Origin of the sequence: Saccharibacillus sacchari (assembly GCF_037722395.1) — a bacterium.
In the GTDB taxonomy this organism is placed as follows: Bacteria; Bacillota; Bacilli; order Paenibacillales; family Paenibacillaceae; genus Saccharibacillus; species Saccharibacillus sacchari_A.
In genome coordinates, this window is the sequence record NZ_JBBKAR010000033.1 from 498972 (window position 1) to 518265 (window position 19294).

15 protein-coding genes and 1 CRISPR repeat array are annotated in these 19294 nt (G+C 52.7%); all 15 genes read left to right on the forward strand.

Annotated features, from left to right (window positions below; all coding sequences use genetic code 11):
- The first annotated feature begins 31 nt into the window (after positions 1–31).
- Entirely contained in the window at positions 32–718 is a 687-nt protein-coding gene (locus WKI47_RS11070; RefSeq protein WP_340227180.1) for a response regulator transcription factor, read from the forward strand.
- Complete coding sequence (locus WKI47_RS11075) at positions 715–2301, forward strand: HAMP domain-containing sensor histidine kinase (protein ID WP_340227181.1); 1587 nt, start codon at positions 715–717, stop codon at positions 2299–2301. The genes WKI47_RS11070 and WKI47_RS11075 overlap by 4 nt, the downstream gene beginning before the upstream one ends.
- A gap of 331 nt (positions 2302–2632) precedes the next feature.
- Positions 2633–3412, forward strand: a complete 780-nt coding sequence (locus WKI47_RS11080; protein WP_340227182.1) for a glucose 1-dehydrogenase — start codon at positions 2633–2635, stop codon at positions 3410–3412.
- Positions 3413–3776: 364 nt separating this feature from the next.
- The gene (locus WKI47_RS11085) at positions 3777–4637 is read left to right on the forward strand and encodes a GNAT family N-acetyltransferase (protein WP_340227183.1); all 861 of its coding nucleotides are present in this window, start codon (positions 3777–3779) and stop codon (positions 4635–4637) included.
- A 200-nt stretch (positions 4638–4837) separates the two neighbouring features.
- Positions 4838–6010, forward strand: a complete 1173-nt coding sequence (locus tag WKI47_RS11090) for an ATP-grasp domain-containing protein (RefSeq protein WP_340227184.1) — start codon at positions 4838–4840, stop codon at positions 6008–6010.
- Entirely contained in the window at positions 6003–6755 is a 753-nt protein-coding gene (locus WKI47_RS11095) for an esterase family protein (protein ID WP_340227185.1), read from the forward strand. The genes WKI47_RS11090 and WKI47_RS11095 overlap by 8 nt, the downstream gene beginning before the upstream one ends.
- Before the next feature lie 84 nt (positions 6756–6839).
- Positions 6840–7715, forward strand: coding sequence for a DUF4261 domain-containing protein (locus tag WKI47_RS11100; protein WP_340227186.1), 876 nt, complete (start codon positions 6840–6842; stop codon positions 7713–7715).
- Between the two features lie 284 nt (positions 7716–7999).
- Positions 8000–9566: a CRISPR direct-repeat array (repeat unit 32 nt; unit sequence GTTTCAATCCACGCTCCCGCACGGGGAGCGAC).
- A gap of 317 nt (positions 9567–9883) precedes the next feature.
- Positions 9884–12226 carry a CRISPR-associated helicase Cas3' gene (gene cas3, locus WKI47_RS11105; RefSeq protein WP_340227187.1) on the forward strand — a complete coding sequence of 781 codons (2343 nt, stop codon included), beginning with the start codon at positions 9884–9886 and terminating at the stop codon, positions 12224–12226.
- Positions 12227–12251: 25 nt separating this feature from the next.
- Positions 12252–12923: a type I-C CRISPR-associated protein Cas5c gene (cas5c, locus tag WKI47_RS11110; protein ID WP_340227188.1), complete on the forward strand. Its 672-nt coding sequence runs from the start codon at positions 12252–12254 to the stop codon at positions 12921–12923.
- Positions 12920–14875, forward strand: coding sequence for a type I-C CRISPR-associated protein Cas8c/Csd1 (gene cas8c, locus WKI47_RS11115; RefSeq protein WP_340227189.1), 1956 nt, complete (start codon positions 12920–12922; stop codon positions 14873–14875). The genes cas5c and cas8c overlap by 4 nt, the downstream gene beginning before the upstream one ends.
- A 26-nt stretch (positions 14876–14901) precedes the next feature.
- Entirely contained in the window at positions 14902–15807 is a 906-nt protein-coding gene (gene cas7c, locus WKI47_RS11120; RefSeq protein WP_340227190.1) for a type I-C CRISPR-associated protein Cas7/Csd2, read from the forward strand.
- A 35-nt stretch (positions 15808–15842) separates the two neighbouring features.
- Positions 15843–16499 carry a CRISPR-associated protein Cas4 gene (cas4, locus tag WKI47_RS11125; protein WP_340227516.1) on the forward strand — a complete coding sequence of 219 codons (657 nt, stop codon included), beginning with the start codon at positions 15843–15845 and terminating at the stop codon, positions 16497–16499.
- 15 nt (positions 16500–16514) lie between these two features.
- The gene (gene cas1c, locus WKI47_RS11130) at positions 16515–17543 is read left to right on the forward strand and encodes a type I-C CRISPR-associated endonuclease Cas1c (protein WP_340227191.1); all 1029 of its coding nucleotides are present in this window, start codon (positions 16515–16517) and stop codon (positions 17541–17543) included.
- 16 nt (positions 17544–17559) lie between these two features.
- Entirely contained in the window at positions 17560–17850 is a 291-nt protein-coding gene (gene cas2 / locus WKI47_RS11135; protein WP_340227192.1) for a CRISPR-associated endonuclease Cas2, read from the forward strand.
- Between the two features lie 407 nt (positions 17851–18257).
- Positions 18258–19274 (forward strand): DUF6602 domain-containing protein, encoded by a 1017-nt coding sequence (locus WKI47_RS11140; protein ID WP_340227193.1) that lies wholly within the window; start codon positions 18258–18260, stop codon positions 19272–19274.
- The last annotated feature ends 20 nt before the right edge of the window (positions 19275–19294 follow it).

Below are 19294 nucleotides of genomic sequence, written 5' to 3' on the forward strand. Positions count from 1 at the left end.
GAGCGGCTCGGAGCGAAACGGAGGAGATCTTTTGACAGGCGAAAAAGGCGTCAAAATTTTGCTGGCCGACGATGAACCTCATATTTTGCAGTTTCTGGAGTTGGGACTGGCGGGAGAAGGGTACGAGGTCTGCACGGCGGAGAACGGTAGGGAAGCGCTGCGCAAAGCGGAGGAGTTTCACCCGCATATCGTCATTTTGGACATCATGATGCCGGAGATGAACGGGTTCGACGTTTGCCGCAGGCTCAAGGAGCGCGGAGAAAACGTGGCGGTGATCATGCTCAGCGCCAAAGACGCGGTAGACGACCGGATCGCGGGGCTGACGCTCGGAGCCGACGATTACGTGGTGAAGCCTTTCAGCTTTGAAGAGTTGCTGGCACGCATTCAGGCCCGGCTGCGGAACCAATTTCCGAATCTGCTCGGCGGCGTGGAGATCGGGCCGTTCCGGATCGACGAGCGTCGCGGCGAGATTTTGTACCGGAGCGAAGCGTTGGCGCTATCGCCGACCGAATACGGATTGCTGAAATTCCTGGTGCTCAACCACGGGATCGTTCTCAGCAAAACCAAAATTCTCGACAGCGTCTGGGGCTACCAGTTCGGCGGCGAGGAAAATATCGTCGAGGTGTATATTCGTTCGCTGCGCGACAAGCTGGGAGATAAAGAACACCGTTTGATCCGTACGCTGCGCGGCGCCGGTTATCGGATGGATCTGTCATGAAGACGGACGGACAGACGACGAAAAAGCCGGCGCAAAAAACGCTCTACGCCCAGCTTCTGGCGCGTTCGTTATTCGTGCTGGCCGTTTTGCTGCTGCTGATCGGGGGGTTCCAGTATTTTTTGATGCGCAATTTTTTGTATCAAAATCAGGCCGAGACGCTGGAAGCGCAGTTTCGCTCGCTTCCTCCGTTTCTGATCGAGGAATGGCGCTCCGAGCAATCGGATTTGCCCCGCACGCTGCCTCAACGCTCGGCTCCTTCGGAGCTTGAAGACGAAGAATCGGCTTTTTCCGAAAATGCGAACGTGGACGAAGGCGCCGCCGAGCCGGGTGCCGCCGGGGACGGGAACAACCCGGAACGCCGCGAATTTCTGCTCGGCGGGTTGTCGTTGGCCGCGGTAGATCCGAACGGTGAAATCGACGATCTGAACGCGCAGTACGGGGTGCCGGCTCCTCGTTTAAGCGAACAGGATTACAGCCTGCTCCGCGAAAAAGTATTGCAGCCCGCACGCAAAGTGAACTATGTGCTGGCATCCGACGCGGACGGCACGGAGCAGCTTGTGGTGCTGCGCCCGGCAGGCGGTTTCGGCAGCGGCGGGATGCCCATGCTTCAGATCGGCATCCCGACCGGGCCGCTGACCGCGATCCTGTGGCGGCAATTGGCGATCTTTGCGGGGTTGTCCATGCTGGCGTTAGCTGGCGGATTCGCGCTGTACCGTCCGGTGCTGCGCAGATCGCTTTCGCCGCTGGCGCGCATGGTCGAGACCGTCAAGGTGATGGATGCGGGACGTCTGAGCGAACGGTTTCCGGCGGAGCAGGGACAAGCCGAGATCGATCGGCTGGCTTTGTCGTTCAACGGGATGTTGGAACGGTTGGAAGAAGCTTTTGCAGCGGAAAAAGAATCGCAGGAGCGGATGCGTCGTTTTATCGCGGACGCTTCGCACGAGCTGCGGACGCCGCTGACTTCGATTCGGGGCTTTTTGGAAGTGCTGCTGCGGGGCAGCCGGATCAGCGAGGAGCAATTGCGCGCCGCGCTGCGCAGCATGCACGGGGAATCCGAGCGGATGACCAAGTTGGTCGAAGACTTGCTCATGCTGGTGAAGCTGGATCGAAGACCGGAATGGCAACGCGTTCCTTTTTCGCCGGAGAAGCTGTTGCGCGAACTGGAATCGCATTTACGCATGTTGGCCGGGCAGCGGCATATCCGACTGGATACGCAACAAGCGGAAACCGTCAGCGTATCTGGCGATCCCGATAAGCTGAAGCAGGTGGTGCTGAATTTGTTCGCCAATGCGGTGCAGCATACCGATCCGCAACAAGGAGAGATTTTGCTGGCGATTCGTTTTCGCGGGCAACAAGCATTGATCGAAGTGCGCGACAACGGCCCCGGCATTGCGCCGGATATGCAACGCAAAGTATTCGAACGGTTTTATCGCGGAGACGAGTCGCGCTCGCGCCGAAGCGGCGGCGCGGGACTGGGTCTTGCGATCTCGCTGGCGATTGCGGAAGCGCATGAAGGGACGCTGGAGCTGGACAGCGTTCCGGGTGAAGGCAGCACGTTCAGGCTGGTACTGCCGATTATTTAAGGCTTCAATCTTGCGAAAAAGCAACAGTGGACTTCGGATACCCGCAGATATAGCGATGGAAGGCCTGTATTGTTGCTTATACGCAAGAATAGAGCCGCAATCGGCTTTTCCGGCAAGAAATCGTTGCTTATACGCATAAATGAGCATTTTGCGCGCCACTCTTTTTCTGACGGTTTGGCTTTAATTTGAAGTTTTCAAATTCGAAGGTTACACTTAAAGGATGAGTGAATGATAGCGATTCCAGACCAGTCATCCGGCAGAACTTGCAGACGGCAGCAACAGCGAAGCGGCTTCGTTACGCTCAAATCCGAGAAAATGTTTACGCGAAAGGATGAGAACATTGACGTTTCCTGTTTTGGAAGGCAAGGTAGCAATCGTAACCGGGGCCGCGATGGGCATGGGCCTCGCTACGGCGAAGTTGTTCGCGGAGGCCGGCGCCAAAGTCGTCGTCGCGGATATGAACGAAGAACAAGGCCGCGCCGCGGCAGCGGAGATCGAAGCAGCCGGGGGAACCGCCTTTTTCCAAAAGGTCGATATTTCGAACAGCGAACAGGTGCAGGCGATGGTCAAAGCAACCGTGGACACGTACGGCCGATTGGATGTCGCCATTAACAACGCGGCACTCACGCCGGATAACGCGCCGACCGCGGAGTTTGACGAAGCGTACTGGAACAAGTTGATCTCGATCGACTTGACCGGCACGGCGCTATGTCTCAAATACGAGCTTCAGCAGTTGATCAAGCAGGGCGAAGGCGGTTCGATCGTCAATATTTCTTCGGTCAGCGGGTTCCGCCCGCAGCCGAACAACCCGGCTTACGTGGCGGCCAAGCACGGGATTATCGGATTGACCAAAGTCGCGGCGCTCGAAAACGGTGTGCATCAAATCCGCGTCAACAATGTCGCGCCGGGCGCGATCGATACGCCGATGCTGCGTGGCGCGCTGGAAGAAACGGGACAGACGGCCGAAGAATTCGCGCCGATGCTGAGCTTGCTCGGACGTTTCGCGCAACCGGAAGAAGTCGCGCAGGCGAGTCTGTGGCTGGCTTCAGATCTGTCTTCGTACGTGACGGGTACGACGATCCATGTGGATGCCGGTTATACGAGTCGTTGATTAATAAAAAAATGGATGATATTCATTTTATTGGATGCAACAAACAAGCGTCCCCGTTTGGGGGAACGCTTGTTTTTTTATGCGGGTTCGACCACGATTCTGGTACAGTTTGCCTTGTTTCGGGTATAAACAACAGCAGGCGAAAAAAAGGTAACTCCTCGACTTAAAGCCTGGATAATAAAGGATTTAACAGGAGGTAAATGGAGTTCGCAACGTTTCGATTTTTTGATTTTTTCGACTCTGATTTTTAATTTTCAAATATCGGAATTCGTCTATTGATTTTAACAAAAATTGAATTATTATTTAATCAAAATCAAAGCGTTTCCGTTTCCAACTCATCAACAAGAATTACATAGAACGGAAGGTGAGGAAGATCGTTTCTATTCAGATCAGTTCGGCAGAGGCCGATTATTTTCGTGACTTTTTACCTAATCTGTCCGATCCGCTTCCGCCCGGAACAATCGGTTTAACGGCCGAAGCGGACGGTGCTTTCGCAGGAACGGCGTTGGCTATTTCGCATCCTCGTTCCGGCGTCGGCAGTATCAGCGTCCTGCATGTGCCCGAAGCTTTTCGCAATCTGGGGGTTGGAGAACGGTTATTATATGAAGCCGAACGTCAATTGGCGGAAACCGGCTGCCGGGTCGTGCGGGTCACATTGACTCAGCGCCAGGGAGAACCTTGTTTGGAAAAAGACTTTTTGCACAAGCGCGGTTATATTTCCGGAAGCCTTCAGATCCGCAGTTACACGTTACGCTCGGCGGATCATATGCAACAGCGTTGGCTGCAACGGCTGCGTTTGCCGCAAGGCGCGCGGTTGAAGCCTTTGCTGTCCGTTACGCCGCAAGAACGCGAGCAATTGGAACAAATATCGTCGATGATTCCCGCAGGGCTGTATCCGTTCGAAGAAGAGCGGCTGCTGCATCCGCAGTACAGTACGCTGCTGCAAGTGAACGGACAAATCGCAGGCTGGCTTGGGGTTCAACGGTTGGCTTCGAATCTGTTGTCGCTGCGTTCTTTGTACGTCAAACCGGGTTACGGCGTGCACGGAAGCGGCTTGGCGCTGTTTGCGGAAGTGAATCGCCTGCACGGACTGACGGAGCATTTTGCGCATCTGATGTTAAGCGTGCCGGGCGACAATACGGAGCTGCTTCGGTTGGCCGACCGGAAGTTGGCGCCGCACGCGTCGAAGATCAAGTCGGTCATCCGGTTGGAAAAAAGATTGTGAAGCGGGCTTGATCGGGGGCGGAGGCGGACAAGCTGACGCAACCGTGCATCCCCGTTCATGTTGCCGGATAAGGCAACGAATTTCGCCGCCGGGATGGTGTCCGGCGGCGTTTTTACATACACCAAAGAATCCCGGTAAATTGACGAAAACCCCGCAGACTGATAAATTAAGTACAATCTTGCGATGGAGGCGGTCCGATTATGAATTTTGTGTTTTTCTCTCCCCACTTTCCCGGCAGCAGCAGCGAGTTCGCGATACGGCTGCATGAGGAGGGCGCGACGGTGCTGGGTATCGGCGACGCCGCTTATGACGACCTGCCTGAACGGCTGCGCGGCGCGCTGACGGAATATTACCGCGTCGACAATATGGAGAATCAGGATGAGACGCTGCGTGCGGTGGGCTACTTTACGCATAAATACGGCAAAATCGACCGTTTCGAGTCCATGAACGAATATTGGCTGGAAAGCGACGCGCAGATGCGCACGGATTTCAATATCGACGGCACCAAAGCCGACTTTGTCGATAACTTAAAACAGAAATCGAAAATGAAAGACTTTTTCCGCAAAAGCGGCGTGGACACGGTGCGCTTTTTGAAAAATCCGGACCGGATCAGCGCGGCGGCTTTTATTGCGGAAAACGGCTTCCCGGTGGTGGTCAAGCCGGATCTGGGGTCGGGCGCGAGCCATACGTACAAACTGAGCGATCAGGAAGAGCTGGATTATTTCCTACATACGCGGCCTGACGACACCGAGTTTATTATGGAAGAGTTTATCGACGGGATTATTTTGACGTATGACGGGATTATTGACCATGAAGGTGTGGTGCGGTTCCAAGCCAGCCATCGGTTCGAGCAAAGCATTATGAAGGTGGTCAGCGACGACGATCATTTGCGTTATTTTTGCTTGAAAAACGTCGATCCCGAGGTGGAAAAAGCGGGACGGAGCATTTTGGAGGCTTTCGGCATTCGGGAACGCTTTTTCCATATCGAGCTGTTCAAATCCAACAAAAACGGCCGCCTGATCGCGCTCGAAGTCAATATGCGGCCGCCGGGCGCCTGGATGACGGACGCGATCAATTACTCGTACGAAACGGACGTTTATTCGCTGTGGGCGAGAACGGTCGTGCACGGAGGAAGCGGCGCGCCGCCGGAAGGCCGGCATTTCACGGGGTACGCGAGCCGCAAAGACCGCAAGGATTACGTGCACAGCCATGAGGATATTTTGCGTGAGCTGGGGGATGCCGTAGTCCGTTACGACGAGATCGACGCGATCTTCAGTCGGGCCAGCGGCGATCGGGCGTATCAGTTCCGGGCGGATTCGCTGGACCGGGTACGCGAGATCGCGGATTATATTCAGGCGGTGCATCATGGTTAACGTGCAATATCGAAAAGAATACAGTCCGGCGCTCGGCCGCGATATGGAATACAAAGTGTACGGCCACCGGGGCAAACCGATGCTGGTGTTCCCGACGTCGCTCGGACGCTTTTACCAATACGAAGACTCGGGCATGATCGACGAATTGGCCGAATGGATCGACGCCGGGAAATTGCAGGTGTGGGCGTGCGATACGCTGGATGAAGAAACGTTTTTCTCGCCGCATTGGAATATCCAGGACCGGATTGGTCGCCACGAGCAGTATGACGCGTATATCGTGCAGGAGCTGATTCCGGGCATTTTGCACGAAAGTCGTCATAACAACGGCGGACACGAACAAAAGATTCTGATTAGCGGGTGCTCGATGGGCGCGTATTACAGCGGGAATTTCTTTTTCCGGCATCCGCAATATTTCGATACGCTGCTTGCGCTTAGCGGTGTGTATTCGGTCAATCACTTTTTCGGCGGGTATCGGGAAGGCGCGGTCTACTACAACTCGCCGCTCGACTATTTGCCGGGGTTGACCGACGATTGGAGACTGGAGCAATACCGCCGCAGCCGGATCGTGATCTGCTGCGGGCAAGGCGAATGGGAAGACGAGATGCGGGAAGAAACGGCGCGGCTCGGCGAAGTGCTGTACAATAAAGTGATTCCCGCGCGTCTGGATTTCTGGGGATACGACGTGCATCACGATTGGCATTGGTGGAGAAAGCAAGTCCGGTATTATATGCAGGATTTGTTGTAAAAAAGCATTCCGGAAAAACGGCGCGGATGCCCGGATGGCTCGGGTGTCCGTGGTTCATCGGAAAACGGAAGGAGCCAGGCAACCATGAGTTTTTTCGCAAAATGGTTTAAAAAGTTGACGGAAGAAGAAGAGGAAACGACAGGCAGGGAGACTTCGAGAATATTGGACCGGGAGCCGCGTTCGATTCGGGAAAACGCCGATTGGAGCGTTATCCCCGACCATCGGCCGGATACGGTTACGCTGACGCGGCATATTTTGCTGCAAACCTCGCAGCCGCCGCAATTGGACGGCGTGATCCAGAAAGTACGGATTCAGGGCGCTGACGCGGAAGGCGGCTTGCATGACGGGCAGCTAATCGCGCATTATCGGGGCATGACGGTTACGGCCGAGTACATACCTGCACCGCTGCCGAATAGCGAGGCCGAAGAGAATGCGAAGTACAATCAACTGTGGCCGAATGCGGAGCGGGAGATTACGGGATATGCCGCACAATTGCTCGTGACACTGCGCAATGCACCGAATGGTTTGAGCGGACACCGCTTTCTGACGCAGACGGTCGCGGCTTTGCTGGACGGAGAAATGAATGCGCTTGCTGTCTACTCGGCGCCGTTGCTCGTCAGCCGGGCGGATTATTTGGCGAGTGCGGAGTTGTTGAAAGAACAGGAACTTCCGGTGAATTTGTGGGTGTTCGTTGGATTGTACGGCGGAGCGCACGGAGGAGCGGCATATACGCACGGCATGGCCGACTTCGGCTCGGACGAATTCGAACTGCTGGACTCGCCCCGCTCGGGGAACGAGATTTTCGAGCTGACCTTCTCGGTCGTGCACTACGCGATCTCGCGGAATATCCGGTTCCAGGGCGGGGAAGAGGTCTCGTTCGGAGCGAATCGGGAGTTAAAGCTGGTGAGATCGGCGGGAGCGGCGCTTGAGGGGATGACGGTGAAGATCGAAGAGGGTTGAGACGCTTGGTCGATAAAAAGAGGCTTGCCATGAAAAACATAGTTTCACATCGCCAATGCCAAGCGTCGACTCATTCCGTCAAAAAAACGCCGGTTTCGAAAAAGAAAAAACTTTTGATTTCAACTTGAACATGATGTAGAAAGAATCGCCAACGAGTATGTTGGTGATTCTTTTTTATTTGAGGCAAAGGGTTGTGATTTGCTGCATGTTCGTGAAAAGAAGCGACCAAAATGGTAAAAGCAGATTCGGCTGAATGTCGTTTGGATTTACGCTTCCCTACGGTGGTTTCAGTCCACGCTCCCGCACGAGGAGCGACAAGAAATTCAGTTTCTTGTAGAACAATTCAAAAATGTTTCAATCCACGCTCCCGCACGGGGAGCGACGATGTTCCAAGCTAACGAGTACATCGAGTCCTCGTTTCAATCCACGCTCCCGCACGGGGAGCGACGATGAACACCGTGTCCATGTTCAGACGATCAGCATTGTTTCAATCCACGCTCCCGCACGGGGAGCGACAAGAATTTCGACCTACTGTAAAGTCTGTAAATCAAGTTTCAATCCACGCTCCCGCACGGGGAGCGACAATTCAGGCATCGCTTTCCGCCCCCACGTAAACGTTTCAATCCACGCTCCCGCACGGGGAGCGACCGGCTACGCTGATTCCGATTCCTGGGATTATACAGTTTCAATCCACGCTCCCGCACGGGGAGCGACTCGTAGTCCTTTACCTTAAAAGCTTTGCGAACCGGTTTCAATCCACGCTCCCGCACGGGGAGCGACCTTCCATCTTTTTAATTTCGTTGCCTTCGTCGTCCCGTTTCAATCCACGCTCCCGCACGGGGAGCGACGCAGTTGGCGGATAACGACACGATGTCCCTCAACAGTTTCAATCCACGCTCCCGCACGGGGAGCGACCTGTGCACTCAGGCGATCGCGATGCTCGACGATGTTTCAATCCACGCTCCCGCACGGGGAGCGACGTTAAAGCTGCGAATGCTAAAGAGCTTGTCACTGGTTTCAATCCACGCTCCCGCACGGGGAGCGACCATCGTCTCCCTTCATATATAGGCCGCCTATAGGCCGCCGCGCCTGTTTCAATCCACGCTCCCGCACGGGGAGCGACGCCGTGACTTGGGAGCGGATAAAGCAGGACGAGTTGTTTCAATCCACGCTCCCGCACGGGGAGCGACGTGCCTTATACCGACGCTGCCGACTCGTAGCGCAGTTTCAATCCACGCTCCCGCACGGGGAGCGACTCAACAAGGATTCGATCTTCGAGTTCGCGGTGCAGTTTCAATCCACGCTCCCGCACGGGGAGCGACGGCGTATACCAATACGCCAAGCTCGCGGCATCCCTGTTTCAATCCACGCTCCCGCACGGGGAGCGACAAGCTGTCAGCTCCTACTGTAGAGCCGATTAATACCGTTTCAATCCACGCTCCCGCACGGGGAGCGACCGATATGGACGGACTGGTTAAAGAGATTCCGGCCGTTTCAATCCACGCTCCCGCACGGGGAGCGACGCGCGTAGGACAACGCGTTAAAGAGAGTGACAGGGTTTCAATCCACGCTCCCGCACGGGGAGCGACTGGTCATGGCGTCAATCTGGTTGCTGCTCAATTGTTTCAATCCACGCTCCCGCACGGGGAGCGACGGAGACGGTTGTATCCTTCGGCCTGCATCTGAAGTTTCAATCCACGCTCCCGCACGGGGAGCGACCAAAAGGATATTACTGCCAAGCAGAGCGAAGCGGTTTCAATCCACGCTCCCGCACGGGGAGCGACTCCGCTCCGGGCTTTGAAGACGTCACCTTATCCGTGTTTCAATCCACGCTCCCGCACGGGGAGCGACTGCACTCACTCTCAGCCCTTGCCCCGCAAGGCTTCCCGGGGCGAAAAGTGCGAACCTCAAATTCAGCCTAACGAAACCTGGACAAAAACACAAGCAAAACCCTCCAATCCCTTACGCAGCGAGGGGTGCGAACCTCTCGGGGATTTCATGGGAGCTTCGGGTTCGCACTTTTTATCGTTCATTTATCCTCTCTTTAATTCATTCACAAAAACTCCACACTCCGATCTAAAAGGAAAAAGGAAATCAAATCCTTTTAATGGAATTATGTATGTGTACAATCTTCCTTACAGAAATCCAATCCAAAAGGAGGAGGATCGTTGCTCTATTACGCCCATACCACGGAATCGGACGACAAAAAAAACTGGCAGTTGCTCAAGCTCCATCTAACCGAGGTCGAAAAGTTGGCAGGCGATATGGCGCAAGTTTTTCAAGCTCGTAAGTGGGCGGAAGCGGCCGGGCGTCTTCACGATCTAGGCAAATATTCGCGGGCTTTTCAAAAAAGACTCGAAGGTTCTTCGAAGCAGGTGGATCATGCGACAGCGGGAGCGTTAGCACTTGTGAAGCACTGGTCGAGGAATGGGTCAGAACAAGCAGCAGCCCGTTTACTCGCCTATATCATCGCGGGGCATCATGCCGGCCTGCCGGATTACGGCACATCTGAAGCGGATCATAACGCCTGCTTACGCAAACGACTGGCTCGAACCGATCAGGTGGAAGATTACAGCGCAGGCTACACGGAGATCATCATACCGGACGCACCGACAACTTTTCCTTTACAACCAGGCCCGGCGCCGGGCTTCCAGTTTTCCTTTTTTACCCGAATGCTGTTTTCTTGTCTCGTGGATGCGGATTCGTTGAACACGGAAGCTTTTTCAGATCCGGCGAAGCATGCTTTGCGCAAACGGGATACCGTCGATTCCAAACAAACGATTCAGCTTTTTGAACAGCTCAAGCAGAAGTTTTACGCCTACCGTTCCGCCAAGTTTCATACCCCGCGCGGAGACATTGATCGTTGGCGCACCGAGATTTTTGAAGAAACCGTTCGGCGTGCAAAAGATCCGCGTGGATTGTTCAGTCTCACCTTGCCGACGGGAAGCGGGAAGACGCAGGTATCGCTGGGGTTCGCTTTGGAACATGCGGTCCAGCACGGTCTACGGCGTATTTTTTATGTCATTCCCTATACGTCGATCATTGAGCAAAATGCGCAAGAGTTTCGCGATATTCTCGGCGCGGAGCATGTGTTGGAGCACCATTCCAACTTTCAACATGAGCCGCATCGCGAAGGTACGGAGGCTTTTGAGACAACCGAGCGGCAAAAGCTGGCGGAGGAGAACTGGGAACTACCGTTAGTCGTAACGACGAACGTCCAGTTTTTTGAATCACTATTCGCAGCACGGCGTTCTTCAACACGCAAACTGCATAATATCGCGGGAAGCATCATCGTCCTCGACGAAGCTCAGATGATGAACGGCGGTTTTTTCCGGCCTTGTCTGTATGCGCTGAATGAGTTGGTGCGCAATTACGGCTGCTCGGTGCTGTTCTGTACCGCGACCCAACCGCCTGCTTCCGAGCTGCTGCCTCACGCCAAAATTCATGAGACCGTTGCCGATCCTCAGTATCGATACGAGCAGTTCGAGCGGGTACGGGTTCAATTCAATGGAAAAATGAGCTGGACCGAACTGACGGAACAGATCGCCGAAGAAGGTGGGCAAGCGCTCTGCATTGTGAATACACGAGGCAATGCGAGGGAGCTCTATAGCACCTTGTCCGATCACTACGCGGAGGACGAATTGTACCATCTCAGTGCGCGAATGTGTCCGAAGCATCGCCGAGATATTTTGGATACGGTAAAAAAGCGGCTGAACGACAACCTCCCCTGCATTCTCGTCAGCACGCAATTGATCGAAGCCGGAGTGGACATCGACTTCCCTACCGTTTACCGGGAACTGGCGGGCATCGACTCGATTGCGCAAGCGGCGGGACGCTGCAACCGGAACGGCCGTCTTCGACGAGCAGGACAATCTTGCCTGGGCAAGGTACACGTATTCGAAACGGAAAAAGGATTGCCGAAAGGCTGGATGAGTCAAACGGGTGCGATTGCCCGCGGCCTGCTGATCAAGTTCGAAGGCAGAGGTCAAAGTCCGTTGTCGATCGAAGCCGTAAAGGAATATTTCGCGGAATTGTTTTTTTACGGACAAAACGACGAACGCGATCAGACCGATACCGAAGGCATTTTGCCCATGCTGGAGGAAGACGCGAAAAATATGGCTTTCCCGTTCAGGACGGTTGCGGATAAATTCCGTCTGATCGACTCCCCGATGGAGACGCTGCTGATTCCTTACGTTGATGATGCTGAACGACAGGCTGCGCAGGAAAAAGGAGAATATCCTGACGATCCGTACTATAAAGGAAAAGCCAGACAGTTGCTCAATAGCCTGAAAAGCGAACCCCATTCCATCCGCCACATTATGCGCTCGCTTCAGCCCTACACCGTTCAGTTATACCCCCATGAATTTCGTGAATATGTCCGGGCTGGAGAGTTGGAAGAGGTTCGCGAAGGGATTTTTGCTCTGACTCGTGCTAACGCTTGGTATGACGACAAGACGGGGATCAAGCCGTATTCGCAAGAAAGCGCGGCTCGCGAACTGTGGATTATGTAAACGGATACAGATAGGAGGAACCCAATTGGGATACGGAATCAAGCTGCACGTGTGGGGAGAACGAGCCTGTTTTACACGCCCGGAGATGAAAGCAGAACGGGTGAGTTATGATGTTATGACCCCTTCGGCGGCACGCGGGATACTGGAAGCGATCCACTGGAAGCCGGCCATTCGCTGGGTGGTAGATCGGATTCAGGTGTTGAACGAGATTGCTTTTGATTCGGTGCGCCGCAATGAGGTGGAAAATAAAATTTCGGCTACGCAGATCAAGTCCGCGATGAATGGCCGTGACGTTGTGTTGAACCAGACGGCGCCGGAGGAAAGACAGCAACGCATGACCGTGATGCTTCGCGACGTGGCGTACGTGATCGAAGCGCATTTTGAAATGACGGACAGCGCAGGAGAATCGGACAACCCGGACAAGCATTACAGCATTTTTTCCAGACGGGCAAGAGGTGGGCAATTTTATCATCAGCCGTATTTCGGATGTCGGGAGTTTCCCGCGAGCTTCGAATTGTTGGAAGAGGGGGCGGAAATGCCGAAGTCCTTTTATCAAAATCGGCCGGAGCGGGATTTGCAATGGATGTTATGGGACTTGGAATACGGCGCGGAGATTTCTCCCAAGTTTTTCCGCGCGGTGATGAATCGTGGTGTGATTGACGTACCGAATCTACATAAGCGGGAGGTGCGGTCATGATTGTGCAATCGCTGTATGAGAGATACGAACAGCTGCTGCAAGATCCTACTTCCGGAATGTCCAAACCAGGCTATAGCTCGGATAAGGTGTCGTTTGTTTTGGAGATCGATGAGAACGGACAGCTTCGGAACATCATAGATATTCGTGTGCAAAAAGGTAAAAAGCTTGTTCCCGTGCGCATGATGGTTCCCGAACACCCGGTTCGCACCAGCGGAATCAAGCCTTTTTTTCTGTCGGATAAAGCGGAATATGTACTCGGCATTCTGGCGGATAGCGGGGAATCGGGGATCAAAACTTCACCCGCCAAATACGCCAGTAGTGTCGAGTTACATCAAAGGTTGCTCACGTCGTCAAATAGCGAGCAAGCTCGTGCTGTTATTCGATTTTACGAACAATGGAATCCGCAAGCGATTACAGTCAAGTTACCGCTGCACAGTGAACTTTTAAAAATCGTAGGCACAACGGATAATAATCTGGTTTTTCGCGTAATAGGAGCCGGACGGTATATTCATGAGATTCCGGAAGTGTTGGAAGTGTGGGATCAGGCGGTGGCAACAGCACAAGCAGATGGAGATGCACTGATTGGAGATTGCCTGATTACCGGAAAATCCGAGCAACCGATTGCCAAAATCCATAAGGTCAATATCAAAGGCGTGCAAAATGCCCAATCTTCGGGAGCGAGCATCGTCTCGTTTAACTTTCCCGCGCTTGAGTCCTATGGCAAAAAGCAAAGCTACAACGCTCCGGTTAGCGAAGCGGCTTCGGTCGGATATGCCAAAGCGCTCAATCATCTTCTGCTTTCCGAACGAAACCGTCTGCGCCGTATGGGCGATATGACTGTTGTATTCTGGGCACAACGTTTACCTGATGAGCCCGCGGAAGAGTGGAATTTGCAGGAAGGGATGTTCGGGGCTTTTTTCGATAGGAAAACGGATCAGACCGAAGAAACGGCGGCGGAAGCGGAACGTCAGGAACTTGAGCAGCCTTCCAGTGAAGAAAACCGAACGTTAACCCGTCAGATCGAGGACTTGCTTGGGCGCGTAAAGCGGGCGGATTCCGTCACTGCGACGATGCTGCCTGCAAAAGAAGCTTCCTTCTACGTGCTGGGGATGTCAGGCAACAATGCCCGGTTAGCGGTTCGTTTTTTCTGGCGTAGTTCATTCGAGGAATTATATGAAAAACTTACTCAATACGCATCGGATATGGCTATGGAGCGTCCGAACGGGCATCGACCGGACCTGCCGACTTTATTCAATATCATGCTCCAAACTGTACGACAAACAGGAGATATGAGCAAAATGAAGCAAAATATCTCCGGGGCGATAGAAAGCGAGTGGTTTCGGGCGATGCTCAGCGGTGGTGCGCTGCCTTACTCGGTGTATTCAGCTATTGTCAATCGTACGCGGGTGGATGGGCAAATGTCGCCTTATGGCGAACACGGCCGAAGTGCCTGGATTCGAGCCTCCGTTATTAAAGCCTATCTGGCCCGTTACGCGCGTATTCATCAACAGAATGAGATCAAGGAGGCATTAACGCCTATGTTAAATGAGGAAGCACAATCTGTGGCTTATCGGCTGGGGCGGTTGTTTTCGGTGTTGGAACGTGCTCAGATGGATGCGGCAGGCGGGCCTGGACGTTTGAATGCGACGATTAAAGATCGGTATTTCGGCTCGGCTTCCGCAACGCCTGCTGCTGTATTCCCGATTCTGCTTCGGTTGGCGCAGCATCATATGGCTAAGGCTGAGTATGGGCGTTTCCGCGATCGGGACATTGCCGGAATTTTGCAAGGGGTGGATGAGTTCCCGAATCATTTGGACTTGAAGCAGCAAGGGTTGTTCATGCTCGGTTACTATCATCAGACCGCGTATCGGGCTCCAGCGAAAAGCGACGGTCCTGCCGAAGGCGTGTCAGAAGAATTGGATGACGCTGAAGACGTTGAAGTCACTGTATAACACCATTCAAATAGGAGGTTCACTCAATGACAGATGTAGAAGTTCGCGAAGAACAGACGACAGAGCCCCACGTTCCAACGATTCATCGGCATGAATTCACGATCTTTTTCGATGTACAAAACGGAAATCCGAACGGCGACCCGGATATGGGCAATATGCCGCGGATCGACCCGGAGACGGGGCATGGGATCGTCACCGACGTCTGCTTGAAGCGCAAAATTCGCAATTACGTGGAGATCACACGGGAGCAGCGAGAAGGTCATCGGATCTATGTGACCGAAGGCGCCGTCTTGAACGAACAACATCGCAACGCCTACCGCAGCGTGCGCGAAGAAGATGTGGAGAAGCTGAAAGAACTGAAGCCGAAAGATCGTGCCGAAGCCGCGCTGCTGACGCATTGGATGTGCGATAACTTTTACGATGTCCGCACTTTCGGTGCCGTGATGACGACAAAGGTGAATTGCGGACAGGTGCGCGGTCCCGTTCAGTTTACGTTTGCCCGCAGCATCGATCCAATCTTTTCCCAAGAGACGACGATTACCCGCCAAGCCGTTACGCAAGAAGGTGCGGAAAAGGATCGGGAGATGGGCCGCAAGCATATCGTACCGTACGCGCTGTATCGGATGGACGGGTATGTCTCGGGGCATCTGGCAGAGAAAACACATTTTGGCCCGGAAGATCTGGAATTGCTGTGGGAGTCGTTGACGCATATGTTCGAACACGACCGTTCCGCTTCGAGAGGACAGATGGCGTTGCGTAAACTGATTGTGTTCGAACACGCATCTAAGCTCGGCAATGCCCCGGCGCATCGGTTGTTCGAACGGATCGAAGCGCGGAAGATCGTCGACGCTCCGGCCCGCTCGTATTCCGACTATGAGATTTCAATGAATAGCGAAGGGCTTCCCGAAGGCGTAACCGTCACCGAGCGATGATTAGGCAGCGAATTTACGGCGACGACGAGTTGCTTATGCTTTCGGGTCTTCAGCATTACTCGTTCTGTCCGCGTCAATGGGCGTTGATTCATATCGAGCAGCAATGGGAAGAAAATATCAAGACCTACGAAGGCCAACTGCTGCATGCAAGAGCGGACAACCCGGCGTTTACGGAAAAAAGGGGCTCACTGCTTATTTCACGTGCGATGCCTCTTGTCTCCAGACGTCTGGGACTCAGCGGAAAAGCGGATATTGTGGAATTTCATGCTGCTGACGAGGACACGCCACCGGGAACCAGTGCAAAGCTTGCCGGGCGTCGCGGGAGATGGGTTCCTTTTCCCGTCGAGTATAAGCGTGGCAAGCCCAAACCCGACGATTGGGATGAGGTGCAGCTATGTGCGCAGGCGATTTGTCTGGAGGAGATGCTAGGCGTCACGATCGAAGAAGGGGCTTTATTTTACGGGGAACGAGAGCGTCGGGTTGGCGTTTTCTTTACGGAGAGCTTGCGTGCAAGAGTCGAAGATTATCTGCTTGGGATGCGTGAGTTGTTCGAACATGGAGAGACGCCTCCAGCTCGCTATCGCGCCGGGTGTAAGTCGTGCTCGTTGATGCAAATTTGTTTGCCGAGAATGAAAAATAGTGGCGTGGAACGGTATATGAGTACCTATCTGGATGACGATCCGGACGATTGAACGGAGGGGATCGGTATGAGAAAGCTGCTGAATACGCTCTATGTTACGGCAGCGGACAGTTATCTGGCTAGGGATGGCGAGAACGTGCTGGTGCTGATGGGCGAGAAGGAGCAACGGGAGAAGTTCCGCGTGCCTGTGCATAATCTGGAGCAGATCGTGACGTTCGGCTACACAGGCGCGAGTCCGGCTTTGTTTCAATTGTGTGCGGATCGTGGAGTCGGCTTGACCTTTCTGAGCGAATACGGCGCTTTCCAGGCACGCATTCAGGGCAAAGTGAACGGCAATGTGCTGCTGCGTCGTCGTCAATATCGGATGGCGGACGGCGCGGAAGCGGTTCGGATATCCGGGCGGATTATTCAGGCCAAAATCATCAATTCGCGTAATGTGCTGAGGCGTGCCGTGCGTGACCATGCGGCCGAGATTGATGCAGCGAAAGTAACAGAAGCTGTGATTGTGCTTAAGCGCTTGTCGCTGTCCGTGCTGAAAATGCCGACGGGCGATACGATTCGGGGAGCGGAAGGCGAAGCAGCACGGATTTATTTTAATGCGATGAATGAGCTGGTGCTTGCGGATAAAGACTTGTTCCATATTAAAACGCGTAATCGCCGCCCTCCGCTTGATCCGCTTAACGCGTTATTGTACACGATGCTGCGTATTGATGTGCAGTCTGCGCTGGAAACGGTAGGGCTTGATCCAGCCGTAGGCTTCCTGCATCGGGATCGCCCCGGACGTGCCAGTCTCGCACTGGATCTGATGGAAGAGCTGCGACCGTATCTCGCGGATCGGCTGGTGCTGTCGCTGGTGAACAGACGGCAGTTGTCGGCGAAGTCTTTTATTGTGAAGGAAAATGGTGCGGTTCTGCTTAAGGATGATGCGCGTAAAGAAGTGCTGGCGGCCTGGCAGAAAAGGAAGCAGGAAGAGATTACCCATCCTTACCTGGGAGAAAAGATTCCGCTGGGATTGCTGCCGTATGCGCAAGCACTGCTGCTGGCTCGGCATATTCGCGGGGATTTGGATGATTATCCGCCGTTTTTGTGGAAGTGAAGGAGTTGAATAAGCGATGATGGTGCTAATCACGTATGACGTGCAGACCACTTCCCCCGACGGCGCCAAGCGACTGCGAACGATCTCGAAGATCTGCCAGAACTACGGTCAGCGCGTACAAAATTCCGTGTTCGAGTGCCTCGTAGATCCGGTGCAGTTCAAGCAACTGAAGACGCAGCTTGAAGAAGTCATGGATTCGAGGACGGATAGCTTGCGGTATTATATGCTCGGCGCGAATTGGAAAAGGAAAGTGGAGCATGTTGGAGCGAAGGCGGGGTATGATCCGGAGGGGTTGTTGTTGCTGTGAGGGAATGGGTGAGGTGTGAATAAATGCGAAAAAAGCTCGTTCATCGGAATTGATGGACGGGCTTTTTGATGTGTTTGGAGCGGATAGTGTTTACACAGTAGTTCTATCGGAGAGAGCACAAAAGAGTTGCTGTTTGGAATCTGTGTATCCGCGCGGGGGACGACCGTTCCCCTTTTTAGCACTTACATAGTACAGGGGAGAACATCTTGGAGATTCCACGGGAGGTTCGGGTTCGCACCTTTATCAAAAAAATCGGTAAATATATTGCTTTCAAATCTGTAGCAACAAAATCATGAAAATTCTGATTTTGGTATCGTGACTATCAGGGATAATTAAGATACAATGGTAAATAGGTAACTTATCTCTTATATGTAGTAGCATGGAAAAAAAGAAATGGAGGAATTCAAATGCCAGAAGTTTCAGAGGTATTCACGCGAATTGAGAAAAACTATGGTCGTTTAAATCAAATGATGTCTGAAGAAGTTGATATCGCATCCTCGCATGGAACTACAACAGGTAATTATAGAGAAGAAATGTGGCTTAAGCTTTTCAGAAACATTATTCCTTTGAAATATTCAATTGCACAAGGAGTAATCATTATAGATTCTGAAGGTAAACGTTCTAAAGAAGTAGACATTGCAGTCTATGATGAAGCCTACACTCCATATGTTTTCCAGCACAATACCTTAAAATTTATTCCGATAGAAGCAGTGGTCGTAGCTATTGAATGCAAGAGTTCAAGTTCATCAACTACAGCATTAGAAGAATGGGCCAAAGATATTCGTAAATTGAAACCTTCAGCGTCTGGAATCGCGCGAATAGTAAGCGGTTATGCAACGGGGATTACTAACACAACACAAAGAAGATCACGACCGATCCTTATATTTGCTAGTAATCATGTTCTAGTGAAAGATGAGAGTTTAGAAAAGAAGAAAAACGAGTTGGGTGTGTATTTTGATTTTATCATTCTCAAGCAAGGTGATTCACACTCGGAACAAGATCGAAAAAGATTCGAGGTTCTTGTTAAAAATGAACAAAAAACTCTTGGTTGGTGGGGCAAACGTTTGAATGAAGCTGAAAGTCTAGAAGAAGAGCAAGAAATAAAAAATGAAGCACTTGTAGTTATACCGAACGCTGTAAAAAAAGAACCGCAAGAACCAAAAGAACTAAATGAAGAGGATAAGAAGAAAGCGGAGCACCGGATAAAAGAACTGTCTAAACAATTTGAAGAGCTTCACTTTAAACTTGAAGAAGACAGAAATGCGATTTCAATAACAAACACACTTAAACAATTGGAAATTCCCAATAATTCTTTGTTGTCACTTAATCTCCAGCTCAATCAATTGTTAATGTTGATCAATAATCCTATGATGTTCCCTCACTTTGCATATGCCAGAGTATTTCAAGATATCGTTAAATCATAAATGAAGAGCAAGGGAGGAAT